Annotated in this window: 20 protein-coding genes and 2 pseudogenes; 4 read left to right on the top strand and 18 right to left on the bottom strand. The window is 66.5% G+C overall.

Annotation, left to right across the window (positions count from 1 at the left end):
* The first annotated feature begins 15 nt into the window (after nucleotides 1-15).
* Complete coding sequence (locus ACX9TP_RS23280; protein WP_482981923.1) at nucleotides 16-1,572, top strand: leucyl aminopeptidase; 1,557 nt, start codon at nucleotides 16-18, stop codon at nucleotides 1,570-1,572.
* Between the two features lie 11 nt (nucleotides 1,573-1,583).
* Here the strand turns inward: ACX9TP_RS23280 and ACX9TP_RS23275 are convergent.
* From ACX9TP_RS23275 to ACX9TP_RS23265, 3 genes and pseudogenes are all read right to left on the bottom strand, one after another.
* Nucleotides 1,584-2,236: pseudogene (locus tag ACX9TP_RS23275) on the bottom strand (MarC family protein).
* A gap of 37 nt (nucleotides 2,237-2,273) precedes the next feature.
* Nucleotides 2,274-3,716 carry a glutaminase A gene (gene glsA / locus ACX9TP_RS23270; protein ID WP_482981922.1) on the bottom strand — a complete coding sequence of 481 codons (1,443 nt, stop codon included), beginning with the start codon at nucleotides 3,714-3,716 and terminating at the stop codon, nucleotides 2,274-2,276.
* Nucleotides 3,717-3,779: 63 nt separating this feature from the next.
* Nucleotides 3,780-5,129, bottom strand: coding sequence for a DUF2254 domain-containing protein (locus ACX9TP_RS23265; RefSeq protein ID WP_482981921.1), 1,350 nt, complete (start codon nucleotides 5,127-5,129; stop codon nucleotides 3,780-3,782).
* 252 nt (nucleotides 5,130-5,381) lie between these two features.
* On the opposite strand from ACX9TP_RS23265, the gene ACX9TP_RS23260 reads away from it, so the two are divergent.
* Nucleotides 5,382-5,987, top strand: a complete 606-nt coding sequence (locus ACX9TP_RS23260; RefSeq protein WP_482981920.1) for an HdeD family acid-resistance protein — start codon at nucleotides 5,382-5,384, stop codon at nucleotides 5,985-5,987.
* Between the two features lie 10 nt (nucleotides 5,988-5,997).
* On the opposite strand, the gene ACX9TP_RS23255 is transcribed toward ACX9TP_RS23260, so the two are convergent.
* Nucleotides 5,998-6,543, bottom strand: a complete 546-nt coding sequence (locus ACX9TP_RS23255; protein ID WP_482981919.1) for a hypothetical protein — start codon at nucleotides 6,541-6,543, stop codon at nucleotides 5,998-6,000.
* Nucleotides 6,544-6,668: 125 nt separating this feature from the next.
* Nucleotides 6,669-8,156, bottom strand: a complete 1,488-nt coding sequence (locus tag ACX9TP_RS23250) for an aspartate ammonia-lyase (RefSeq protein WP_482981918.1) — start codon at nucleotides 8,154-8,156, stop codon at nucleotides 6,669-6,671.
* A gap of 184 nt (nucleotides 8,157-8,340) precedes the next feature.
* Here ACX9TP_RS23250 and ACX9TP_RS23245 point away from each other — a divergent pair, with 184 nt between their 5' ends.
* The gene (locus ACX9TP_RS23245; protein ID WP_482981917.1) at nucleotides 8,341-9,375 is read left to right on the top strand and encodes a hypothetical protein; all 1,035 of its coding nucleotides are present in this window, start codon (nucleotides 8,341-8,343) and stop codon (nucleotides 9,373-9,375) included.
* Nucleotides 9,376-9,943: 568 nt separating this feature from the next.
* On the opposite strand, the gene ACX9TP_RS23240 is transcribed toward ACX9TP_RS23245, so the two are convergent.
* From ACX9TP_RS23240 to ACX9TP_RS23225, 4 genes and pseudogenes are all read right to left on the bottom strand, one after another.
* Nucleotides 9,944-10,624 (bottom strand): hypothetical protein, encoded by a 681-nt coding sequence (locus ACX9TP_RS23240; RefSeq protein ID WP_482981916.1) that lies wholly within the window; start codon nucleotides 10,622-10,624, stop codon nucleotides 9,944-9,946.
* A 236-nt stretch (nucleotides 10,625-10,860) separates the two neighbouring features.
* A complete protein-coding gene (locus ACX9TP_RS23235; protein WP_482982159.1) occupies nucleotides 10,861-11,391 on the bottom strand; it encodes an IS630 family transposase in 531 nt (176 codons plus the stop codon).
* Nucleotides 11,388-11,606 (bottom strand): winged helix-turn-helix domain-containing protein, encoded by a 219-nt coding sequence (locus tag ACX9TP_RS23230; RefSeq protein ID WP_482982373.1) that lies wholly within the window; start codon nucleotides 11,604-11,606, stop codon nucleotides 11,388-11,390. The genes ACX9TP_RS23235 and ACX9TP_RS23230 overlap by 4 nt, the downstream gene beginning before the upstream one ends.
* A gap of 96 nt (nucleotides 11,607-11,702) precedes the next feature.
* Nucleotides 11,703-11,801 (bottom strand): annotated as a pseudogene (locus tag ACX9TP_RS23225) (hypothetical protein); the annotation flags it as partial.
* Nucleotides 11,802-12,083: 282 nt separating this feature from the next.
* On the opposite strand from ACX9TP_RS23225, the gene ACX9TP_RS23220 reads away from it, so the two are divergent.
* Entirely contained in the window at nucleotides 12,084-13,124 is a 1,041-nt protein-coding gene (locus ACX9TP_RS23220) for an IS630 family transposase (RefSeq protein WP_482979987.1), read from the top strand.
* A 547-nt stretch (nucleotides 13,125-13,671) separates the two neighbouring features.
* On the opposite strand, the gene tnpC is transcribed toward ACX9TP_RS23220, so the two are convergent.
* From tnpC to ACX9TP_RS23175, 9 genes are all read right to left on the bottom strand, one after another.
* Nucleotides 13,672-15,177, bottom strand: coding sequence for an IS66 family transposase (gene tnpC, locus ACX9TP_RS23215; RefSeq protein ID WP_482979752.1), 1,506 nt, complete (start codon nucleotides 15,175-15,177; stop codon nucleotides 13,672-13,674).
* 46 nt (nucleotides 15,178-15,223) lie between these two features.
* The gene (gene tnpB / locus ACX9TP_RS23210) at nucleotides 15,224-15,589 is read right to left on the bottom strand and encodes an IS66 family insertion sequence element accessory protein TnpB (RefSeq protein WP_482979751.1); all 366 of its coding nucleotides are present in this window, start codon (nucleotides 15,587-15,589) and stop codon (nucleotides 15,224-15,226) included.
* A complete protein-coding gene (tnpA, locus tag ACX9TP_RS23205) occupies nucleotides 15,583-15,909 on the bottom strand; it encodes an IS66 family insertion sequence element accessory protein TnpA (protein WP_482979750.1) in 327 nt (108 codons plus the stop codon). Before tnpA ends, tnpB begins: the two co-directional genes overlap by 7 nt.
* Nucleotides 15,893-16,135 (bottom strand): hypothetical protein, encoded by a 243-nt coding sequence (locus ACX9TP_RS23200; protein ID WP_482981915.1) that lies wholly within the window; start codon nucleotides 16,133-16,135, stop codon nucleotides 15,893-15,895. Before ACX9TP_RS23200 ends, tnpA begins: the two co-directional genes overlap by 17 nt.
* Nucleotides 16,136-16,342: 207 nt before the next feature.
* Complete coding sequence (locus ACX9TP_RS23195) at nucleotides 16,343-18,337, bottom strand: hypothetical protein (RefSeq protein ID WP_482981914.1); 1,995 nt, start codon at nucleotides 18,335-18,337, stop codon at nucleotides 16,343-16,345.
* A 628-nt stretch (nucleotides 18,338-18,965) separates the two neighbouring features.
* Nucleotides 18,966-19,340, bottom strand: a complete 375-nt coding sequence (locus tag ACX9TP_RS23190) for a protein kinase family protein (protein ID WP_482981913.1) — start codon at nucleotides 19,338-19,340, stop codon at nucleotides 18,966-18,968.
* Between the two features lie 112 nt (nucleotides 19,341-19,452).
* The gene (gene istB, locus ACX9TP_RS23185; RefSeq protein ID WP_482981912.1) at nucleotides 19,453-20,193 is read right to left on the bottom strand and encodes an IS21-like element helper ATPase IstB; all 741 of its coding nucleotides are present in this window, start codon (nucleotides 20,191-20,193) and stop codon (nucleotides 19,453-19,455) included.
* 13 nt (nucleotides 20,194-20,206) lie between these two features.
* Nucleotides 20,207-20,665 (bottom strand): hypothetical protein, encoded by a 459-nt coding sequence (locus tag ACX9TP_RS23180; RefSeq protein WP_482981911.1) that lies wholly within the window; start codon nucleotides 20,663-20,665, stop codon nucleotides 20,207-20,209.
* 324 nt (nucleotides 20,666-20,989) lie between these two features.
* Nucleotides 20,990-21,562 carry an imm11 family protein gene (locus tag ACX9TP_RS23175; protein WP_482981910.1) on the bottom strand — a complete coding sequence of 191 codons (573 nt, stop codon included), beginning with the start codon at nucleotides 21,560-21,562 and terminating at the stop codon, nucleotides 20,990-20,992.
* Nucleotides 21,563-21,565: the final 3 nt, after the last annotated feature.

Here is a 21,565-nt window from a genome sequence, read left to right as displayed (position 1 = left end):
CGAACAGGAGGCTCCATGTTGTCTTCATTCCATTCCCGCGCGCAGGCCGCGTTCCACCCCGCCCCCTCCATCGAGAAACCCGAGGCCATCAAGCTCGACGCGGCGACCTCCGTCCCGACCAACGTCGACAGCATCGGCACGCTGTTGGGAGTCGACGAAGAGCCGAAGGACTTCGGCTTCGACCGTGCGGCGCTGAAGGCGGCGGGCTTCGAGGGCAAGTCAGGGCAGACGCTGGTCGTTCCGCGCACCAGTGGCCCCCCGCTCGTCGCCGTCGGCATTGGCGAGCGTGGGAAGCTCGACCCGGGCAAGCTCCGGGATGCCGCCGCCGCCTTCGCGCGGGCCGTGGGTCAGCAGACGCGTGTGGCCCTCCGCCTGCCCGAAACGGGCGCGGTGCCGCCGACCGTCGCCGCGCAGGTCGTCACGGAGGGCGTCCTCCTCGCCCGCTACCGGTACAGGCCCTACAAGCGGACCGCGGTGCAGGAGCCGCCGCTCGAGGCCCTGACGCTCGTCACGACCCAGGAGAACCTCGAGGAGGTCGAGCAGGGAATGGAGCTCGGGGGGGTCGCCGCGCGTGTCGCCGGGCTCGCGCGAGACCTCGCCAATGCCCCCGGCTCCCTCCTGACGCCCTCACGGCTGGCCGAGGTCGCCGAGGTGCTGGCCAAGAGCTCCGGACTGGAAGTCGAGGTCTTCGATGGTGAGGCCTTGTCCGAGCTCGGCTGCGGCGGCCTGCTGGGCGTCAATGCGGGCAGCGCGGAGCCGCCGCGGATGATCAAGCTGACGTATCGCCCCAAGGGAGACCGGGGGAAGGCAGCCGAGCCCGTGGGCCGCATCGCCCTGGTCGGCAAGGGCATCACGTTCGACGCGGGCGGCCTGGGCCTGAAGCCGAATGACCTCGTCCATGCCACCATGAAGGGTGACATGTCCGGCGCGGGGGCCATCCTCGCGGCGATGACGGCGCTGTCGCAGCTCGGCTGCAAGACGGAGGTGACGGCCTACCTGATGTGCACCGACAACATGCCCTCTGGCACGGCGATGCGGCTGGGGGATGTGCTGACGGTCCGGGGCGGAAAGACGGTCGAGGTCATCAACACCGACGCCGAAGGGCGCCTGGTGATGGCGGATGCGCTCGTCCTCGCCACCGAGCAGTCACCCAGGCCCGACGCCATCGTCGACATCGCCACGCTCACCGGTGCGTGCCAGCGAGCGCTCGGCGTCCGCAGCGCGGGAGTCATCGGCAACCACCAGGCACTCGTCGAACAGGTGAAGGCCTCGGGTGAGCGGACCGGCGACACGGTGTGGCAGCTCCCGCTGGACCAGAGCTACCGCGCGGAGCTCGAGTCGGACATCGCGGACATGAAGAATGTCGGCGGCGACAACGCCGGCGCCATCACCGCTGCCCTCTTCCTCGAGGAGTTCGTGGATGGCGTGCCCTGGGCGCACATCGACATGGCGGGCACGGCGAGGGCGGACAGCGACAGCGGGTGGCGCAGCAAGGGCGCCACGGGCTACGGCGCGCGCCTGCTGCTCGACTTCCTCATGGGCTTCACTCCTCCCACCGCCAGCCGCCACTGACACGCCCGCGCTCAGAAGGCCTCCGTGGCATTCAACGCCGTCACCACCATGCGGGGAATGCCACGGGCCAGGAGCGACACGGCGATGGCCGTGAGCAGGATGCCGGCAATCCGCTCGAGGAAGGACCGTGCCCTCGGGCTCACGCGGCGCTCGAGGTGCCCGGAGAGGTAGACGGTGAGGCCCGTGACGGCGGCGTAGGCGAGCCCCGCGACCGACAGCGCGATGACGTCCGGGAGGCTGTCGGCCTGGGTGCGGAACGAGACGAGGATGGCGAAGGTGGTCCCCCCACCGTGAGCGGGAAGGTGGTGGGCATGAACAGGACCGCCCGCCATACCTCGATTCTCGCTTCCGCTTCCTTGCCCGTCCCGTCGCCCTGGGGAGCGGGCTTCTCGGGCCCCGCGGGCACCGCCTCGTCCACGCCGCGCATCAAAGGGACGCCCACGTAGATGAGTGCGATGCCGCCGGTGACTGTCAGCGCATCGGTCGTGATGCCGAGCAGCTTGAGGAGCGGCTCTCCCACCCAGAGGGCCGTCATCGCGAAGACCGTCACGTAGGTGAAGACCCCCAGGGCGAGCCGGAGCTGCTCGGCCGGACGGAGCTTGCTGACGATGGGGAAGTAGGACGACAGCGTGGCCAGGGGGCTGTACAGGGTGAACAGCGCCATGAACATCAGCAGCGGATTGTCGAGTGACGGCATCGGGCTACTCCCCGCCCTGCCCCGGCTGCCAGGGCTCGTGCCGCGCCTGCGCCAGGAAGGCGCCGTGGCTGTCGAGCAGGGCGTCCTCGCACCACGCCAGCGCCTCCTCGGGTGAGGGCCGCTCGACGGCGGCATGCGGAAGGAGTCCGCGCCGGTGCGGGTCCGCGACGGCCACGACGACGCCGCGGCTGGCGAGCTCGCGCACGGCGGCGTCCAGCAGACGCGCCGCGACGGGATGGAGCCGGGAGACCGCTTGCAGGTCGAGCACCAGCCAGCGCGGGCCCTCCGGCACCGTGCCCAGCGACTGGAGGATGACCTCGGCGGCCGCGAACTCGATGTCGCCCTGGAGGCTCCTCACGTCGATGGCGCCTCCGTGCGCCTGGAGCACGTCACGCTCCTGGTGGAGGCGGCGCCGCCCGGACCGGAGCGTCAGCGCGCTTCCCACGCGGGTGATGACGGGAGCGGAGCGGCCGGGGTGGTGCATCAGGTGGAGCTGGAAGCGCTCGGCGAGCAGGCGGCTCGCGGCGACGGCGCGCACGCTGTTGCCCCGCTCATCGAGCAGGGGGCTGAAGAGCCCGATGCCGAACTGCCCCGGGCTGGCCGCCACCAGTCCGCCGGAGACGCCGCTCTTCGCGGGCAGCCCCACGCGCAGCAGCCACTCTCCCGCGAAGTCGTACATCCCGCAGCTCGCCATCACCGCGAGCACGTGCTCGGCAATCTGCTGCGAGACGACCACGGCCTTCGTGCAGGGGTTGACGCCGCCATTGGCCAGGGTGGCCGCCATGACGGCGACCTCCGCCGCGGTGGCCCGCAGCGCGCACTGGCGGAAGTAGACGTCGAGCGTCTCGTCGACGCCGCCGCGCAGCGAGCCCGCGTTGCGCATCAGCCAGGCCAGCGCGCGGTTGCGGTCCCCCGTCTCCAGCTCGGAAGCGAACACCGCCTCGTCCATTTCGAGACGACGGCCGGCGAACGCCGAGAGCACTCCCCGGATGCGCTCGAACCGCGCCGCCGGGTTCGAGGCCCGGACCAGGGACGTGGTGAGGATGGCTCCGGCGTTGACCATGGGGTTGGACGGACGGCCGCTGCCCGCCTCCAGGCTGATGGCGTTGAAGGCCTCTCCGCTGGGCTCCGCGCCCACGCGGGAGAGCACCTCCTCCAGGCCCAGGTCCGCCAGGGCCAGCGCGTAGACAAAGGGCTTGGACACGGACTGGAGGGTGAAGGGCACGTCCGCGTCACCGGCCTTGTAGAGGCGCCCGTCCATCGACGCGAGCGCCAGCCCGAACAGCCCCGGGTCCACCTCCGTCAGCTGGGGGATGTAGCTGGCCAGGGCGCCGCCCGGCTCGGAAGCGAGGCTGGCGTGAAGCTCCCGCAGGGCGGCGGTGATGGGGTCGACCGTCCCCTTCGGGGTTGTCGCCTCATCTCCGGTGCTCGTGGTGACCTCGGCCATCCCACAACGCTCACCACGCACCGCGAGGCGTGCAATCGCACACCGGGGCAACGTGGAGGCCACTCAGTCGGGTTGCCAATGGGCGCGCGTCCGTTCCACTGTCGTGCGCCGGCCCCCCTGGAATATCGCGCTGACGCGCTCCGCCTCGGTGAGCAGCCGGCGGAAGCGCTCTCGCTCCGGCGCGCCGTGGGCCCTGGCGTCGGCGAGCACGCGGGCGAGGAGCGCGTGTGCCGCCGCGCGGTCTTCCTCGTCGCGCGCGGCCAGCCCCACGACGAGCGCTATCTGGAGGACCTCCTCGAGCACCTCGGGGTTCCCCATTCCGTAGTGGAGGGGACCATCGACGGCGAGGAAGAGGAAGTCGCGCAGGCGCGTGGCCACGACGGAGACACGCGCCCTGCCATCCGGGTCCACCACGTTCCAGTCCCCGAGCGGCAGGCATGCCAGCCGGCGCATCACCGAGCGGACCTGCTGCAGCGCCTGCCGGGCCGTGTACGGGTCGTTCGCGGACGAGGACAGCGCGCGGTTGGCGACGTCGACGAGGATGCGGATGCCGAGGGCGGGATCGCACCCGGGATCTCTCGCCAGGGTGATTCTCAGGGCGGTGGCGAGGTCCCTGAGGGTGCGGTCGTCCACGGGCCCCCCACCGTCCGCCACCACCCATCCGACGACCTCGCCCTTGTCGACGTACTCGCCCACGGTGAGGTAGACGCGTGCCCGGACGCCCCACTTCCGGGCGCGGTGCGCGAGCCTCCGGAGGTCGACCTCCGCGAGGTAGCCCGACTCCGGAGCGCCAAGCGCGGTGGCATCCGCCGGCAGCACCAGGGTCGCCGCCGGGTCCAGCGGGAGCCGCTTCAGGCGCGCCTGGATGCGGCGCTCGGTCGCCGAGACGATCAACTCCTGGACGAGCCCGAGCACCCGCTCCACCCGCATGAACCGGAAGGTGCGAATCATGCAGAAGACGAGGGCGAAGAGCGCCCCGAAGACCAGGACGAAGGCGCCCGAGAGCACGGGGCGCGGCTGCACTCCGGTGTCCGCGATGAGGCCCAGCTCGCGGACGGCCGCGATGATGTACCCCATGGAGAGGGCGAAGAGCGGCATGGCGCGGCGCAACGGCGCGCTTTTCAGGTAGATGGGGACCAGGCGGGGTGAGTACTGGTTGGCCGCGGATTGGATGAACGGTGCGTTCAGGGACAACACGACGGTGAGGACGGTGATCTGCATTCCGAACAGCGTCGTGAGCGCGGAGCGGGTCTCGCTGGGGTCCCCCTTCCAGGCCAGCCCGAAGTAGCCCGGGGCGGTTTCCGTCTGCTGGTGGGCGAGCCAGCTGCCCAGCAGCAAGCCGACGACGAGCAGGCCGCTCAGGAGCAACCAGTAGGGATCACGGAGGTGCCTGCTCAGGTGGCGGGTGCTCATGCGTTCCTCGTGCCGGTGGCACTCGACTGCGGGCCGTCACGGGAGCGCGGGCATGCGGCGCGGGGACTCCTGAGCCGGGAGCGCCCTTCCTGGCGAGGGGGCCGAGCGCCCGCTGCCGGACGCATTCCGAGGGCCTACCCTCCGGTGTGCGCCTCGAGGACGGGGCGAGCACCGCGGGCGCGGCCCGCGGGGGCCTGCTGGGAGCTCCCGGACGGGCGGACCCGCTCGCGCGCTTTCGCCAGGGAGGCCGTCATGAAGCCAGTACAGGCAGCACCGCGCCCGGACCCCATCGCCCACGTCATGGAGGCGGCGGAGGAGCTGCGGCGACACTGGGGATGGTTCCTGGTGCTCGGGATGGTGCTCGTCCTGGTGGGTGGCTTCGCGCTGAGGGCGTCGGTGGCCACGAGCCTCGTCTCGGTGGTGACGCTCGGGATGGCCATCATCGTGGGCGGGGTCGCCGAGGTGGTCCATGCCTTCGGCGGGCGGCGCTCGCGTGGGTTCACCCTGCACCTGCTCTCCGGGGTGCTGGCGGTGGTGGTGGGCGCGCTGATGGTGCGCGCCCCGGTGCAGAGCGCGGTGTCCATCACCCTGCTCATCACCGGCTGGCTGGCCGCCTCGGGGCTCTTCCGCATCATCACCTCGATGACCACGCGTCAGGAGGGCTGGGGCCTGGAGCTGGCGAATGGCGCCGTCTCGCTGCTGCTGGGCGTCATCGTCTGGGGACAGTTCCCCGAGTCCGCGATGTGGCTGATCGGCACCTTCGTGGGCATCGAGATCCTCTTCCGCGGGTTCGCGTGGATCACCTTCGCGCTCACGCTGAAGGGCCTGCACCGGCGCGTGGCGCCGGGTGCCCGGTGAAGGCAGGCGCTCAGCGGCGCTGATCTCGCCGCGTCTGGGTCCGCCGCCCTCGGGCGGACGCATGGGCCTGGCGCTTGACGGAAGGGAAACGCTGCTGCTTGAGGGCCCCACCCTTCTTCTGACGCGAGGCCGCGCCCGCCACCTTCGAGGTGCGCCCCGCGGTGCGCGTGCGCCGGGCGGGCTTGCGTCCACTCGTGGCCACGCGGGCCGGAGCCCGACGCGTCGCCCTCTGGGTCCGGGCCCCGCCCAGGGCGCGGGTCCTGGCCGGCGTCTTCTTTTCGAGCTGGGCGAGTCGCTTCTCGAAGCGCTCGAGCGTGAGCTCGAAGTACTCGGCCTTCTGGCGGGTGTTGAGGTTGCCCTCGGCGCGCCGGCTCCGGGTGGGCGTCTTCCTGCCAAGCGCCTCCCGACGCTGTTGCCTCGCCTGGTCCTGATACTTCTCCATCAGGCGGCGCGTGCGCTGGATGCGGCTGCGCAGCTCCCGCTGCGACAGCTCGGACAGGTTGCGCGGGGCGCTGGACAGCACGAGCTGCGCCTCGCGCTCGGTGAGAAGGGACATCCTCTTCGACGGAATCGTACGCATGGAGCTCAACCTCTACGCATGGAATTGCCTGGCGGAACATCCACACCTTCCCCCGGGAAGCAACCTGCTCCCGGGGGCAGTTGCTCCGTTGCCGGAAGGCTTCAATGCGTGCCCTCCTCGTCGCCTTGCGCCAGCGCCTGGCCGCGGGTCAGCCGCTCCGAGGTGAGCAGCGCGGAGACCTGCTCCCGCGTCAGCAGCCCGGAGGCCACCACCAGGTCGGCGATGTTGGCATTCGTGGCGAGGGCCTCCCTCGCCAGCGTCGTCGCCGGGGCATAGCCGATGTGCGGAATGAGCGCGGTGATGACGCCCACGAAGGAGCTGACCTGGTGCGCGAGCCGCTCCTTGTTGGCGGTGATGCCCGTCACGCAGTTCAGACGCAGCGTCTCCATGGCGGCGGTCATGAACTTGAGGTTCTCGAACAGCACGTGGGCCATGACGGGCCCGAAGGCGTTGAGCTGGAGCTGACCCGCCTCGGCGGCCATGGTCAACGCCACGTCCCCTCCGGCGACCACGAACGCGACCTCGTTCACGACCTCCGGAATGACCGGGTTCACCTTGCCCGGCATGATGCTCGAGCCCGCCTGCCTCGGTGGGAGGTTGATTTCGTTGAGCCCCGCCTGGGGGCCCGAGCCGAGCAGCCGCAAGTCATTGCAGATCTTCGAGAGCTTCATCGCGCTGCGCTTGAGCGTGGCGGACACCTCCATGAAGACGCCCACGTCGGTGGTGGCCTCGATCAGGTTGGGCGCGGTGACGATGGGGTGTCCGGTGATGGCCGCCAGGTGCTTGCGGGCGGCCTCCGCGAAGCGCGGGTCCGCCGCGATGCCCGTGCCAATCGCCGTCGCTCCCAGGTTGACCTCCGCCAGGCGCCGGATGACGCCCTCCAGGCTCGCGTGGTCCTCGGCCAGCGTGACGGCGAAGCTCTCGAGCTCCTGCTGGAGCGTCATGGGCACCGCATCCTGCATCTGCGTGCGCCCTATCTTCACGATGCCGGCGAACTCCCGCCCCTTGTCGTGGAACGCGCGCTCCAGCTGCTGGAGCTCCGAGAGCAGCCGCTCGATGGACAGCATCAGCCCGACCTTGAGCGCCGTCGGGTAGGTGTCGTTCGTGCTCTGGCTCCGGTTCACATGGTCATTCGGGTCGAGATGCTCGTAGCTGCCCTTGGGATGGCCGGCCAGCTCCAGGCCGCGGTTGGCGATGACCTCGTTGAAGTTCATGTTCGTGGAGGTGCCAGCGCCTCCCTGCATGACGTCCACGATGAACTGCTCGTGCAGCCTGCCGCCCTTGATTTCCTCACAGGCCCGGTCGATGAGCGCAGCCCGGGTCGCATCGAGCGCACCGATTTCCGCATTCGCGCGCGCTGCGGCCTGCTTCACGCAGGCGTAGCCGAAGAGGAAGTCGGGATACACCGAGATGGGGCGGCCGCTGATGGCGAAGTTGTCGAGCGCTCGGCTGACATTGATTCCCCAGTAGGCGTCGGCCGGAATCCGTTTCGAGCCGAGGCTGTCGGTTTCGACCCGGAACGCCGCGCCGTTGGCGCTCACGGTGTGGATGCTCTTCTGGAACGTCTGCTCCGCGCGGGGGTCGGCCATCGTCGTGGTTCCTCGGCAGCTGGGGGACACACGCTGCGGCGCCCTAGGTGGACATCGCCGTGGGGGCGGGCCATGCGACCGGGGTGTGGTGTCCCGGCGGGCCGAGGACAGTGCCGGCGATTTTTTCGCGCAACTCCTGGACGCTTCCCGGGTTCACAGGGGTCTTTCCTGGAGGAATCACCCTATGAGGCGACACGGAAGGACGAATTTCATCTCGGCGTACGGGCTGCTGGCCCTGGGCATCCTCGGCTGTGGGGCCACGGAGGACGGCCTCGAGCCCATCGCGGACGCGCCCCAGGGTACGTCCCAGGCGGCCCTCACGGTGTACGAACAGGCCGCGCTGGACACGGCCAACAACGCGGCGAGCTGCAAGCCGCTCGGGAACTTCTATTGGGAGATTGGCAACGGGGCGGGGCTGCTCTACGGCATCCCGCGAGGCAGCGGCGTGTCGGCCACGACGGTGATGCCCATCGCGTCCGCGAGCAAGTGGCTGTACGTGGGGGCCTACGTGCAGTCCAGGGGGTACGCGAACCTCACCGCGGACGAGAAGAAGCGGCTCAACTTCACCAGCGGCTACATCGACGAGAACACCACCTTGTGTGGGGACGCCGGGGTGACCGTCTCGGATTGCTATGGACCGGCCTACAAGGATGTCTCCTACCGCCCGCTGCAGAATGGCCGGTACTTCTACAATGGCGGGCACATGCAGAAGCTGGCGCTGGACGATATCGGCGCGAGGAGGGGCACAGGCCTGTTGAGCGTCATGGACTGGCTCAACGCGCAGCTGGGCACCACCCTGCCGGAGTCCGACAGCGCCGTCGCCGTGGCCGGGGGCTTCTCGGGCAGCGCGGCGCAGTACCGCGTCTTCCTGACGAAGCTGCTCAACAACCAATATGAGCTGTCCTCCAAGCTGACCGTGGATTCGGTTCCGGCCTGGTCGGGAGGGCCCAACGTGTCCTTCACGCCGTGGACGGCGGGCCAGGCGTATTACGGGCTCGGACACTGGATTGAAGGAGAGCCCGTCAACGGCGTGTGGACCCTGACGGGCCACTCGTCGCCGGGAGCGTATGGCTTCTACCCCTGGGTGAATGCCGCCAGGACCCGGTACATGCTCCTGGCGCGCAACCGCCAGCTCGGCGCGGATGAGGAGGGCGAGAAGTCACGCGCCTGTGCCCAGACCATCCGCAAGGCCTACGAGCTCGGCGTGCCGCAGCCGTAGCCGCCGAGGTTCCCTCGGGGCTGCGACGCCGAACAGCGGAGAGTGGAGGCGGCGGGAATCGAACCCGCAGACGAGGCGATAGGAAACCCCAAGCAGGACGCGCTGTTACCCGCTATCGCCTTGAGTCCGCTCGGATTCGATATCCCGCCCCATCCCGTTTCGTCCCAGCTCGTCCCGCTCTAATCCCCGCTGGAGGGGAACACTGGGGGCACATGCGGCCCAACAGGGGCAATCCGCTCATGGACGCGACCGGCCCGAACTCCCCGGTCTCCCAGGGTTCACGAGAAGCCCTCGGGAGACTGACGATAGCGTGTGCCCTGGCGAGGTGTGGCTAGGGCGGAACAGGGGCACTATTGCGCGCAAGGAGGGGCATGGAGCGGCAGCGGAGAAGAGTTGACGGAGCCCCAGAATCGTACGCCGGGCGGGTAAAGAGGCCATGCCGCCAACTTGGAGCACACGTCCGCCGTGCCCACTGTTTGCTCAGAGACGGGCCGCTGGAGCTTTGACAATCCCTGCTTCGGACTAAGCACCGTGCGCTCGCCGGTGAGGAGGACGTCTCGCACAAAGATCACCTTCGAAACGGGCTTGAGAAGTCCTGCAGCCGCTTGACCAAGAATGTGCGTGCCGCAGCCACCGGGGTCATCACTGCGTCATCGAAGCCCTCATTATCCTCAGCCCGTCGCCAGTCCAAGCCCTTCAAGTCCTCCTCAGTGAGTCCGCGCACGCTGGAAAGGTGGTCGTCGAGAGGTGTCTCGCGCGTTCGCATGAGAGCCTGATAGACAATCACTTGAAGTGAGAGAATGCGCCAGAAGATAGGCCTCGTCTTCGGGTGAAAATCGAGTAGGAGGTGGCGCGCCTCGCCGAACGCACGGTGCAGGGAAGAATTCTGCTGACGATACTCGGACGCAAACTCGCTAAAGGTCTTAGCGCGCGGCGCCCGCCCCGACTCCTCGATAATCAAGGACTCGACCAAGCTCTCAAGGATCCCGAGATAGACTCCTTGGCGCCAGTATCGCTCGGGGGTCTTCGTCGAGTTTTCTCTCCAGTCTGGGGCATCCGGCGAATATTCAAGCGCCGGTGCCTCGACGGCCAGTGAGAAATCCTCGGTGAACGATAGGTAGAGGCACTTTGCGAGGCGATACTGCTCGGCGACGTACCGATCTAGCGTGAGATCGATCAGCGTGAGTCGATCCTGGATCAGCTTATATACAACGAGCGGGACAAAGAGAATGTAGAACGTCGACAGCATGTAATAACCGTCGCCACTCAGCCACCCTCCGTCTGGGCGCAGATCGCCCTTCCGCGAAGTACGCGCGATGCTCCTGATTCGCCGTAGGGCATTATTCGATAACTCGACGAGTTGGAACAGGAGTGGCTCGCACTCCACATATAAGCGCTTGCGCGCCTCATACTCGTAGTCTCGACGAGCGTCGTGCTCTTTCTGGTCAGCCTGGAGCTTCGCGCGGAGTTGCTCTAGCACGGTGATCACGGCGGTTGAGGCGGGTAGCCGCAGTAGGCGAACCAGGCGGCCGCGTCCTGCGGCCGCACGGTGGAGAGCGCCTCGCGCATGGCCTCGATGAGGGCGGCGTGGGTTCGCGCGCCGATGGCCCGCAGGCGCGTCTTCACCTTCAGCCAGCACGACTCGATGGGGTTGAGGTCGGGGCTGTAAGGCGGCAGGAAGAGGAGATGGGCCTTGCGGCTGCGAACGAGCGACTCGACTGCGGGACGGTGATGGGCGCTGAGGTTGTCCAAGACAACGACGTCGCCGGGCTTGAGGACGGGAAGTAGCCCCTCTCGGACGTAGGTCTCGAAGCGTTCGCTATTGGTGGCGCCCTCGAAGGTCAGCACGGGCCCCATCCCCTGGAGCGTCAGGTCCCCAATCATCGTGAGGACCTGCCGACGGCCCATCGGTACGTAGCCGCGTGTTCGCTGCCCTCGTTGAGCACGCCCATAGCGGCGAGTCATGGTGAGGGTGGCGGCGGTCTCATCGATGAAGTGGAGCTGCGAAGGCTTCAGCTCGGAGGCTTTATCCAGGTACCGCCGTCGCGCCTGGCGACTCTTCGCCAGCCGCCGCTCGGAGGCGAGGAGCGACTTTTTTTACGCGTGTAGCCCAGGCGCCGGAAGGCACGTCCCATGGTAGGGCGGCTCACCCGTACGCCTGTCGCCTTGGCGTAGGCATCCGCAATCTCCTGGGTGGTGCTGTCGGGGCTGGCATCCAGCAGCCGCTTCACCTTGGCGAGTTGCGAATCCGGGATTCGATAGTGGGGCCGCGGGCCAGGACGCAGCGGAGCGATGGAGTGGGTGCGCTTCCAGCGGCCGACGAGCCGATCAACCGTCGCGACCCCTACCCGAAACCGCTTGGCAAGTTCTTCCCACGTTTCTTCGTGCGCCAGGTACGCCTCGAGAATGCGTTGTCTCAAGTCCATCGACAGTGGAGTGCCCATAGTCCCAATTTGTGGGCTCCGCAGCGCACTGCCTTGCTCCTGTGCCACGGGACGGACCGATTCAGGGCTGCGCTACTTGCTTCGCACGATCAGCCTCCACGAGCACCGTTGTAAACCAACGTTCGCGATCGTCGATCGCGGTTGGAGAGCGAGCAGGCGCGGAGCGGACGGGAAGAGGCGGCAGGGGCACTTCCCGTTCGGCTCTGTGTGCGCAGAAAACCTGAGAGCGAGAAGGCCCTGCCCAAGGGCAAGGGTAGGTTCTGGTTGAAGCGTCGGCAGCGCCAGGCGCTGCTACGCTGGGGCGAGCTGAGCGGCTGCCCGCTCACCCTGCGGCGGTGCATGGCGGTGGCCGCCGTGGCGCGCGGCGAGTCGTGCAGCGCTGCGGCTCACTTCCTGGGGTGCGCCACCTCCACCGTCGTGTGCGCCGTGCGTCGCTACCGGGAAGGCGGGCGCGAAGCCCTCCGGGACAGGCGAAAGGGCAACGGCCAGCCCAAGGTCGATGACCGATTCCGCGAGAAGCTCTCGCGCGTGCTGGTGGGCACGCCCGAGGACTGGGGTTGGTGCCGGCCCACCTGGACGCGGGAGTTGCTGTGCCTGGAGCTGGAGCGCCGAGGCATGCCGCGCGTGTCCGTGGCGACCATGGGCCGGGCTCTGGCCTCACTCGGCGCGCGGCTCAAGGCAGCCAAACCCATCGTCCAGTGCCCCTGGCCGGGGTGGAAGCGCCGCCGCCGGCTCTACGAGTTGAAGTGCCTGGAGAGGTACACCCCGCCCGAGGAGCCGGTGCTCTACGTGGACGAGGTGGACATCCACCTCAATCCCAAGGTGGGACGCGACTGGTGCCTGCCCGGTCAGCGCCGGGTGGTGGTGACGCCCGGCAACAACCAGAAGCGCTATCTGGCCGGAGCTCTGAATGCGAGGACGGGGAAGCTGACGTGGGTCGAGGGCAAGTCCAAGGCCAGTGACCTCTTCATCCAGCTGCTCTGGCGCCTGGCGGGCGAGTACCGACGGGCTCGTCGCATCCACCTCATCCTCGACAACGCCTCGGTCCACAGCAGCAAGAAGACGCTCAAGGCGCTCGCGCAGCTGGGCGGGCGCATCGTGCTCCACTTCCTGCCGCCGTACTGCCCGGAGGGCAACCGCATCGAGAGGGTGTGGCTGGACCTGCACGCCAACGTCACCCGCAATCACCGCTGCCGCACCCTGGCCCGCCTCATGGAGCGGGTGCAGGCCTACCTCTCCGGACGCAACGCCCAGCGCTCTGCCAGTCCAAGCCTGCGCCGAGGGGACCTCAGGCGCACCGCCTGAGGTCGTGCGAACATCGCGATCGGCCGTTTAGCGCCTGCTGATTGGCGCTCAAGAGTTCCGACTTCAACTTCTCTTGCTCCTTCGCAGACCTACTCGTGAGTTCGCTCTTGTACCGCTCAAGCTTGCGATCGAAACTCAGCTTAATTACTGCCGATACGAGGCCTGAGACGACAAAGGCCGTGAGACCTGCCCCAGTAAGTTGATCCATGGTCACCGCTCGTTCATGCCAACCGCCATCCGCCATCGGCTAATCTCCGCCGCGAGGCCTAAGGTCGGCGCCTAGAGGGAGTCTATACCACCACCAGTAATAACAAACCCTTCGAGCTGGATCAGGACACGAACCATCAGCCCCGGGATTGGATTTCCACCGGCATCGACCGCAGGTAAGCTCTCCGACCACCATCCCCCTTCACCCAGGTCCGGGGTTCGCCTGATCTTCACGATAATGATGGTATCCGTACGGCGGACGACGTGCCGGACCGCTTGAGGATGGACGGGCGCTGTGCTCGGCGGTGGGCGTGAGCGGGGCGGACGTGAGCGACGGTGCTCAGGAGGAGTCGGCGGCGCGCAGGCGCTTCCACTCGTGGGGCAGCATCTCGCCGATGCGCGAGTCGGGGTGCGTCTGGACGCGCAGCAGCACGTCCGCGAGGTAGTCCTCGGGGTTGACGTCGTTGGCCTCGCAGGTGGCCACCAGCGCGTAGAGACCGGCGAGGTTTTCACCCGCGGCCTCGTGGCCCACGAAGAGAAAGTTCTTCCGGCCCAGCGCTGCCTTGCGCAGGGCCGCCTCGCTCCGGTTGTTGTCCAAGGGCAGGCGTTCATCCGAGACGAAGCGGCTCAGGGCGTCCCATTGCTTCAGCGCGTAGGAAATGGCCTGCCCCAGCGGCCCCTTGGGAGGATGCCGTGGGGTCTGCGTCTCCAGCCAGGCGCGCAGTTGCGCGAGGACGGGCGCGCTGTGAAGTTGGCGAAGCTCGCGGTGGACGGCCGTGCGCACCACCAGCGCCTCGCGCGCCTGGGCCTCCACCCGGTAGAGGGCCAGGATGAAGTCCAGAGCCTCGCGCGCCTCGGGCGCGGTGGCGAGCGCGTCGAAGAAGCGGCGGCGGGCATGAGCCCAACACCCGACGCGGGTGCGTCCGTCCGGCAGCGTCACCGGGTTGTAGCCGGTGTACCCGTCCACCACGAGCGCGCCCGTGGTGCCGCCCAGCACGTCCTGGGGCGTCTTGCCCCCGCGTCCCATGCTGAAACGGTAGCCGATGAGCCACTGGCCCTTCTCGTTCTGGGTGAGGAAGGTCCAGAGGTAGCCCAGACGCGTCTTCTTCGCGTCCAGCACTCGCAGCGGCGTCTCGTCGGCCCACACCACTTCGGCGGACGCAATGCATTGCAAGAGGTGGCGCGAGAGCGGCAGCAGCACCGAGGCGGACAGGTGGAAGAGGTCCGTCAGGGTGCTGCGGCTCATCGGCACCCCGCCTCTCTCAATCCGCTGAGCGAGCCGATGCAGGGGCATGGCGTCGGCGCACTTGGACGTCACCACGTGGGCGAGGAAGCCGGGGCCGTACTCGCCCCTGTCCACCACCTTGGCGGGCGCGGGCGCCGTCACCACGCCCCCGCCGCACTTGCACGAGAGGACTTCCTGCACGTGCACCTGCCGCTCGAAGCGGGCGGGCAGGTACTCGTACACCTCGGTGGTGCGGCCCTTGCCCAGCGGCTTCAAGTCCTCGCTGCCGCAGGCGGGGCAGTGGCGCTCCTCGGCCGGGACGGCGTGGCGAATCTCGCGCGTGGGCGCCCCCTCGGCCTTGCGGGCCGCTCGCTCGCGCCGCTTCTTCAGTGCCGCCGCCTCCCGCGCGGCCTTCGCCTCCGCCCCCGTCTCTTCCCCGCGCAGCTCGGCTGCCACCGTCGGCAGCTTCTCCGCCTTCTTGCCGAAGACGTGGCGCTGCAGGGCCGCCATCTGCCCCTTGAGGACGTCCAGCTCCCCGCCGATACGGCCCACCTCCGCCTTGAGCTCCTCGGCTTCCTCGCGCCAGGGACAATGGTGGTCGAGGGGAAGGACTCGGGGCACCCACGCGTAACAACGCCTCGGGTAGGGCATTCTCCACGTGACGTGCTCAGCTACCTGTCCGCCCTGGGGGCGTCCAGGCGGGCTGGCGCTTCACCTCGGCCACGTCGATGCCGTCCAGCAGCATCGCCAGCTGCGTGGCGTCCAGTTGCACCGACTGCGCGTCGGCGTCCACGGGCGGTAGCCGGAAGCGGCCCGTCTCCAGGCGCTTGTAGTACAGGACGAAGCCGCCCCGGCTGAAGGTGAGAATCTTCACCCGGTCTCCCCGCCGGCTGACGAAGGCGAAGAGGTGGCCGGAGTAGACGTCCTCGCCCCAGCCCGTGCGTACCAGCGCCATGAGGCCGTCAATGGACTTGCGCATGTCCACCGGCCCGGTGGCCAGCAGGATGCGCACCGAGGCCGGCAGTGTCAGCACGTGGTGCGCCCCAGCGCCGCTACCAGCCGGGCCACGTAGTCCACGTCCGTGCCTGGCCCGAACCGCACCCGCACGCCCCCGGCGATGACAACCTCCAGCGAGTCCTCACCCGAGACGGGCGCGCGGCTCACCTGCACCGGCAACAGGCGCACGGGCGGCTGCGCCACGGCGCTCTCCTGGCGCCTGCGTCGGTAGACCCACGACTGCAAGGTGCTCAGGCGCAGCCCCTGGCGCCCGGCGAACTCCCGCTGCGTCAGCCCGCTCGCTTCGAACTCCTCGGCGACGCGCAGCCACTCAGGCTTCTCAACTCTTTTCCGCACGCCTCGACGGATGACCTGTCTTCGTCATCCGCTCAATGCCCCGCAGCACGTCGTCCGTCGTACGGATACTAATGATGTAGATAGGCGGGGCGGTATCGTCCGCGGAGAAGAGCTGGTCGACAGTGGCGGACAGGACATCGAGCTGTTCGCGATAGTTCCGTTCGAAGCGCTCTAGGGTCGCTGCGGCGATCTCGCGCGTAACCATCGATTCGTCGCTCTCCACCATCGGCGAAGTACCCTACCTTTTGACACCGGTGAGTGTGACGAGCCCAGGGGACAGACAGGACGTGATGACAATTCACGGGCACCATTGCGCGTTGGCGAACCGCGCATGATGCCTATTAGGCCTTGAGTACAAAGGCAAAGCCCGACACGCCAACGCTGTTCTTGGAGCAGTCAAGTCAACTCTACCCCTGCCTTTCAATCGCTGCCGCTAAGGAAGTCTCAACTTTTCAAACAGGATTCGGTTCCGCTTCTTCGCATCCACCAACAACTTATCAAGCGAAATCACCTCAACATACGCCCGGAGACTCATGTTGAACCCGAAATACCCCATCTCGTCGGGCGTTTCCTTGAGGTCGTAATTCTGAACAACATCCCGCAAATGCGGCGTAACATCACAGATTACATAGCAATAAAATGGAATATTCTTCCCAACATTCATCGGGCGGCCGAGGCGATCGCGCGCTGTCCCTGCACGTACCTTTCGAACGTATTCATATACCTGCGAGATGGGATTCTCCTCATCTGTATAGTCATCGCGCGCAGGTCGCTTGAATTCAACAACCACAATCGATCCAAACGGACTGGTTTGGTCTGAAAACGCAAACGGTCGATTAAAGATGATTAGGTCGGGACGAGCGCGCCCGTCAGACTCAATTACTTCGATTCCCCTTAACTCCTTGTCGGAAGCGAGATATTGATGATACGCAAGCCGCTCATCAATCATCCAGAGATTGAGTTGCTCATACGGCACCTCATCCGATGTCGAACGCAGCGGAAAGATAATGCCATGAATAGCCTCTTCGACCGCATACCCGCCATCGGGCCGTCGCGCCAATGCCTTCTCAAACAAGTCAATAATGACGCGCCTGTGCACAATGTACTTGGCAAGGTTCGCCTTCCCGATGGCGTTCTCCTCACTCAGAAACTCATTGTACTTTGAACGATCGGTCTCTTCAGAACGAAGGAGTTCACGCCCCCGCTCCCTAAGATCAGCCTCAATCTTGTAGTTCAGTCGATGGAGTTCCGCATCGAGCTTCTCATCTGGAAGATCTGGAGGGAGCGTATCGATTATGTCCGGTCGAAGAGCCACCAAGTGGCGATACTCCGGGGCCCGGTCTTGTATGAATTTGGAAACCTGCTCGGCAGTTCGTTCCTTGATTGGTTTGATATATGGCTCAAGCCTCCGCAGGATTATAGGCTTAAGCTCTCTGCGGATGGACTGCATCGACAACTGCCCAGGAAAGAGAGAGCCAGAGTCCTCTGGGAGTTGGAATGCGTCACGCTCAGAGTTTACGGCACGATCCAAGGCAGGCGACTCAACCAAAGACAGCCACCAGAAGGACTCCCCACCCATCTCCAGTCGGCCGACAAGTTGAGGGATTACGTGCGAAAGCACATCGCTTTTGACTTCTCGTCTGTCCGCCAGAAATGCAAGCCTGTGAGACTGTATATCCGGAGATGTGACTCGCAGATGCGTGAGCCGAAAGGAATCCCCACCAACCTCGACCGTGTCGTGGAGTGCAGATGCAAGCATCTCAGACACCTGCTCAGAGACGCCGAAACGCTCATCTCCGTCCACAACCTCCACGCGTACGGGCGTCTCGGCGAGGGTGGCGCGAATTGACTCAAAGCAGTGATCAACTAACCGTTGACCAATGGTGCTTAGCTTCTTGGGCACATGGGCAAGGTATTGTGACTTCATGCCGCCGAGGGTCAGAATAGTCCCAGTTCGCCGGCTGCCCTTATACTCTTCGTCTACCAGCGAGCCAATGCCAAGCTCGGAAAAGTCGAATACTCTGCGGCGAAGAATCCCTGCCGAATCACGGTACACGCTATCGACGTGGACCTCGTCAAACGCCTTCAGCCACGTAAAGCGACCAACACCTCTCCCCCCTAACCTCTGCTTGAACATCGAATCTGAAGTGCAGAACGATTCGTAGTTCTCATCATTAAAGCCTATCCCATCATCAACCACTTGGAATCCAGATAAGGCTGGACCTGTTGCTTCATGGCCTAGCGGCAGCATCTTCTGCGCTGTGCCGCGTAAGACTTCAACAGTGACCGTTCCAGAGCCTTGGGCAGCGGCTTCAATCGCGTGAAGCGCATTGATCACGGCTTCGAATACCGGAAACAACGCTCGGGTTGCCGGAAGGTTGAAGTTCCGGAGTCGGCCACGTAGGTCGAGTTCGATCTTGGTGCTCACAGTGCGTTCTGCAGCAGAACTTCTTAGCGGATCGGTGCCTACCATGCCTCCCCCAGGTTCCAATGAAATGTGGACCCACACCCTACAACTGCAGAGCCAGCGCTTCAAGCATGTGCCGCTTCAGCGGGCCTCTCTCTGGCCTTTCCGGCGTCGCTATCCGGTCGAATTGGCCTGTCCCGTGTTGGCGCTCGGGACAGGCGAGAGTTCCGGCGGGCATCCGAGAAGTCCCAGGCTAGAGAATCCCTATACGGGAGCACCACCGTGAGCCCGCAGCGAATCTCTCAGCTGGCGCTCCGCTTGCCGCATTTGTCCTCAGCACTCTTCAGGTTGGCGATTGCTTGAACGATCGGTGCAGCCGTCCACCGGCGCAGTCGTCACCTCGTCTGGATGGCGCGCTGAAGCAGCGATCGTCCGCGTACTATTAGAGGGCTCATCCACATGGGCATCCTCCGTCACGGGTGGGGTGATGCCGCCTTCGTCGTCTGGCAGGTCAAAGTCCCTAAGCCCATCCCCCGCCTCCACGAGCGCCTGTTGAACCTCCTTCACCGCGTCCGCGCTGGAATACGGGCCCAACTGCGCCAGTCTCGCACGCATGACGGTTTCCAGCTCGGCAGCTGTGGCGAAGCGCTCAGCGGGGTTGCGCCTCAGCAGCGTGTGGAGGATGTCCCCGGAGTGGCACGGGCAGCCCTTCCGCCGCGTGCTCCACGTCCTCGGAGCGGTAGGCCATAGCGCACCAGATGGCGTCCTCCGCGAATGGCGGCAGCTCCGTCACCATCGACGCCACCGAGGCCGCGAGCGCCTGCTCTCGTTCCTCTTTCGACAGCCGCACCTCCACGTCCTCAATGCGCAGGTGGCCTGGATCGTAGAGATGCCGCCCGGTAGCAAACTCCAGCAGGGTGAGCCCCAGAGAGAAGAGGTCAGCCCGAGCGTCCACCACCTCTCCCAGCAGCATCTCCGGCGCGGCGTAGAGGACTTCGCCCTGGGTGTCGAGGACCGGGGTCATGGACCGCGTGAGGGGCGGCCAAGCGGATCGCCCTGGTAAGCTCGTCAGGGAGCCGTTGTGCGAGTTCGCGGCGTTGACTAGGTTGGGGTCGGCCAAGCGGATCGCCGGGTGCCTAACGCGCCTCGGTCGCAGCGGGCTTCCGGCGCCGGACCGGTGGCGGATTGCGGTAGCTGTCGCCTTCGATGACGAGGACGTGGGCGTGGTGGAGCAGCCGGTCCATGGCGGCACTCGCCATCAGCGGGTCGCCGAAGAGAGGCGGCCATTCTTCAATCGCCCGGTTGGAAGTGATGACGGTGCTGCGGCGCTCGTACCTCTGGCGGACTACCTCGTAGAGGTCCACCGGCTCATCCTGCGTCAGGCTGCGCAGGCCGAGGTCATCAATGATGAGCAGGTCGGGCGAGGTGAAACGCAAGAGGCGCTTCTCGTAGCTGCCATCGCCCCTGGCGGCTCGCAGTTGCATGAGCACCTCGTGGGCTCCGAGGTAGAGGGCGCTGTAGCCGGCACGGCAGGCTCGGTGGCCGAGGGCCTGGGCCAGGTGGGACTTGCCGACGCCGGTGGGGCCGACGATGAGCACGTTGTCGTGGCGCTCCAGGAAGCCGCACGTGCCCAGCTCTAGTACCTTGGCCTTGGGCACGCTGGGATTGAAGTGGAAGTCGAAGTCCTCGAGTGTCCTGGCGTGCTCGAAGGACGCGCGGCGCACGCGCTGGGAAAGCTGCTTGGAGTCGCGACGCTCCACCTCGTCGCCCAAGAGCCGGTAGAGGAATTCGGAGTGGGAGAGATTGTCGTCCACCGCCTGCTGGGTGCGCAGTTGCAGGGACTGGAGGACGCCGGACAGGCGCAGCTCCTTGAGCATGGGAATCAGCTCGTCAGTGGGACTCAATCTCGGACTCCTGGGCCACGGCGGGGTGGTGCAGCAACTCGGCCACGCTGCTTGCGAAGCGCAGCTGAGCAAGTGAGGCCGTCGCCGGAGCGGCGAGCGCCAGTGGCAGCGGCTGCAGGTCCAGCCCATGGCGCAGGATGTTCTTGAGACCCCCGTAGCTGTATGTGCCGTAGTAGTGGGCGCGCCGGGCAGCCGCTCGTGCGCGCTCGGGCGGGAAGGTCTCCAGGTGCGCAACAATGGCCTGCACCGCGCGCAGCTGCGACAACACGTCGTCGGAGTCGAAGACGGCGCGCACGTAGGTGAGCACCTCCTCTCCCAGCAGCGCCGCGCGGCCTTCCCAGTAGCCGCGGCTGCGATGGCGCAGGTCGGCGCGGTGCTGGGGCAGGTGCTCCTCGCAGGTACTGTAGAGGCCTGTGCCGCGCCGGGCGTGGGTGGCCACACGCACGTCGTCCGCAGACGCCTCCAGGCTGGCGTCGGTGACGCGCAGCCAGACGTCTCCAGGGTGAACGGACCGCCGCCCTAACTGCCCCGGACTGCGATCCGCTTGGCCGCCCCCGCTACGAACAGCTTGGGTGACCCGTCTGCGATCCATTACCCCGGCCCGTCACACTTCGGCCGGAATCGCTGATCGGCATGGCCGGAATACGCATGGGCACCCTACCATCGCCGATATGCGCGCAGGGGCACTGTCTCGACCGAACGGGAAGCCCGCCCCGGTGCTGCTACGAGTAGCTCGCCGGGGCAAGCCTATCGGTCGCGGGGGCGCGAGTCAGACCTCCTCGAATAGTCCTCCCGTGATGCCGGCTCGCTCCAGAGCTTCCTTGAACTCTCCGTCGACAATGATGGGGATGTGATAGCCCCAGAGTCGGAACACGCGGGCGTCGCCGACCTTCGCTTTATCGATCCGCAGTCCAGAAACGGAACGGTATTCGCCAAGCCGATCCGGCTCCTCGTCCTCTTCCGTGAAGAGCTGAACCTCTTCACACGCTGCGTCGTCAATGCAGCGAACTGTGCGCGCTACGTTCAACAAGTAGTACGGTTCGGTCTGTCTCTCGATCTCGACAGGGAAGAGCTGAACATCGCTAGGCGCCATCTCACGGAACACGGATGCCACCCGCGTGCTAACGATCGGAGTTCCTCCAACGGTCGTCTTGTCGAAGTCGAGCGGCCTTCCGGGTCGGGAGAACGGGACTCGCAGCAGCCCGGGAGCGTCCACCGGCCTCCCATAAACGAACGCCCAGATGTCGGCGATCTCTTGCCCCTCAAGATTCGTGGGCTCGCGCAAGTACCAACGCCCCGGCACATACACGTCGAAGTCAAGGCTGAAAAATCGTCGTTCCATGAA

The sequence above is a fragment of the Pyxidicoccus sp. M15 genome (genome assembly GCF_056858435.1).
This window is presented reverse-complemented; position numbering and strand designations above follow the sequence as displayed.

What these genes read in the sequence shown, in the direction of transcription:
- ACX9TP_RS23190 (WP_482981913.1), bottom strand. Translation starts at nt 19,340, where the DNA reads ATGACCCCGGTCCTCGACACCCAGGGCGAAGTCCTCTACGCCGCGCCG.
- ACX9TP_RS23260 (WP_482981920.1), top strand. Translation starts at nt 5,382, where the DNA reads ATGAAGCCAGTACAGGCAGCACCGCGCCCGGACCCCATCGCCCACGTC.
- ACX9TP_RS23200 (WP_482981915.1), bottom strand. Translation starts at nt 16,135, where the DNA reads ATGGTGGAGAGCGACGAATCGATGGTTACGCGCGAGATCGCCGCAGCG.
- ACX9TP_RS23265 (WP_482981921.1), bottom strand. Translation starts at nt 5,129, where the DNA reads ATGAGCACCCGCCACCTGAGCAGGCACCTCCGTGATCCCTACTGGTTG.
- ACX9TP_RS23280 (WP_482981923.1), top strand. Translation starts at nt 16, where the DNA reads ATGTTGTCTTCATTCCATTCCCGCGCGCAGGCCGCGTTCCACCCCGCC.
- ACX9TP_RS23255 (WP_482981919.1), bottom strand. Translation starts at nt 6,543, where the DNA reads ATGTCCCTTCTCACCGAGCGCGAGGCGCAGCTCGTGCTGTCCAGCGCC.
- istB (WP_482981912.1), bottom strand. Translation starts at nt 20,193, where the DNA reads ATGCTCAAGGAGCTGCGCCTGTCCGGCGTCCTCCAGTCCCTGCAACTG.
- ACX9TP_RS23175 (WP_482981910.1), bottom strand. Translation starts at nt 21,562, where the DNA reads ATGGAACGACGATTTTTCAGCCTTGACTTCGACGTGTATGTGCCGGGG.
- ACX9TP_RS23245 (WP_482981917.1), top strand. Translation starts at nt 8,341, where the DNA reads ATGAGGCGACACGGAAGGACGAATTTCATCTCGGCGTACGGGCTGCTG.
- ACX9TP_RS23250 (WP_482981918.1), bottom strand. Translation starts at nt 8,156, where the DNA reads ATGGCCGACCCCCGCGCGGAGCAGACGTTCCAGAAGAGCATCCACACC.
- ACX9TP_RS23240 (WP_482981916.1), bottom strand. Translation starts at nt 10,624, where the DNA reads ATGCTGTCGACGTTCTACATTCTCTTTGTCCCGCTCGTTGTATATAAG.
- glsA (WP_482981922.1), bottom strand. Translation starts at nt 3,716, where the DNA reads ATGGCCGAGGTCACCACGAGCACCGGAGATGAGGCGACAACCCCGAAG.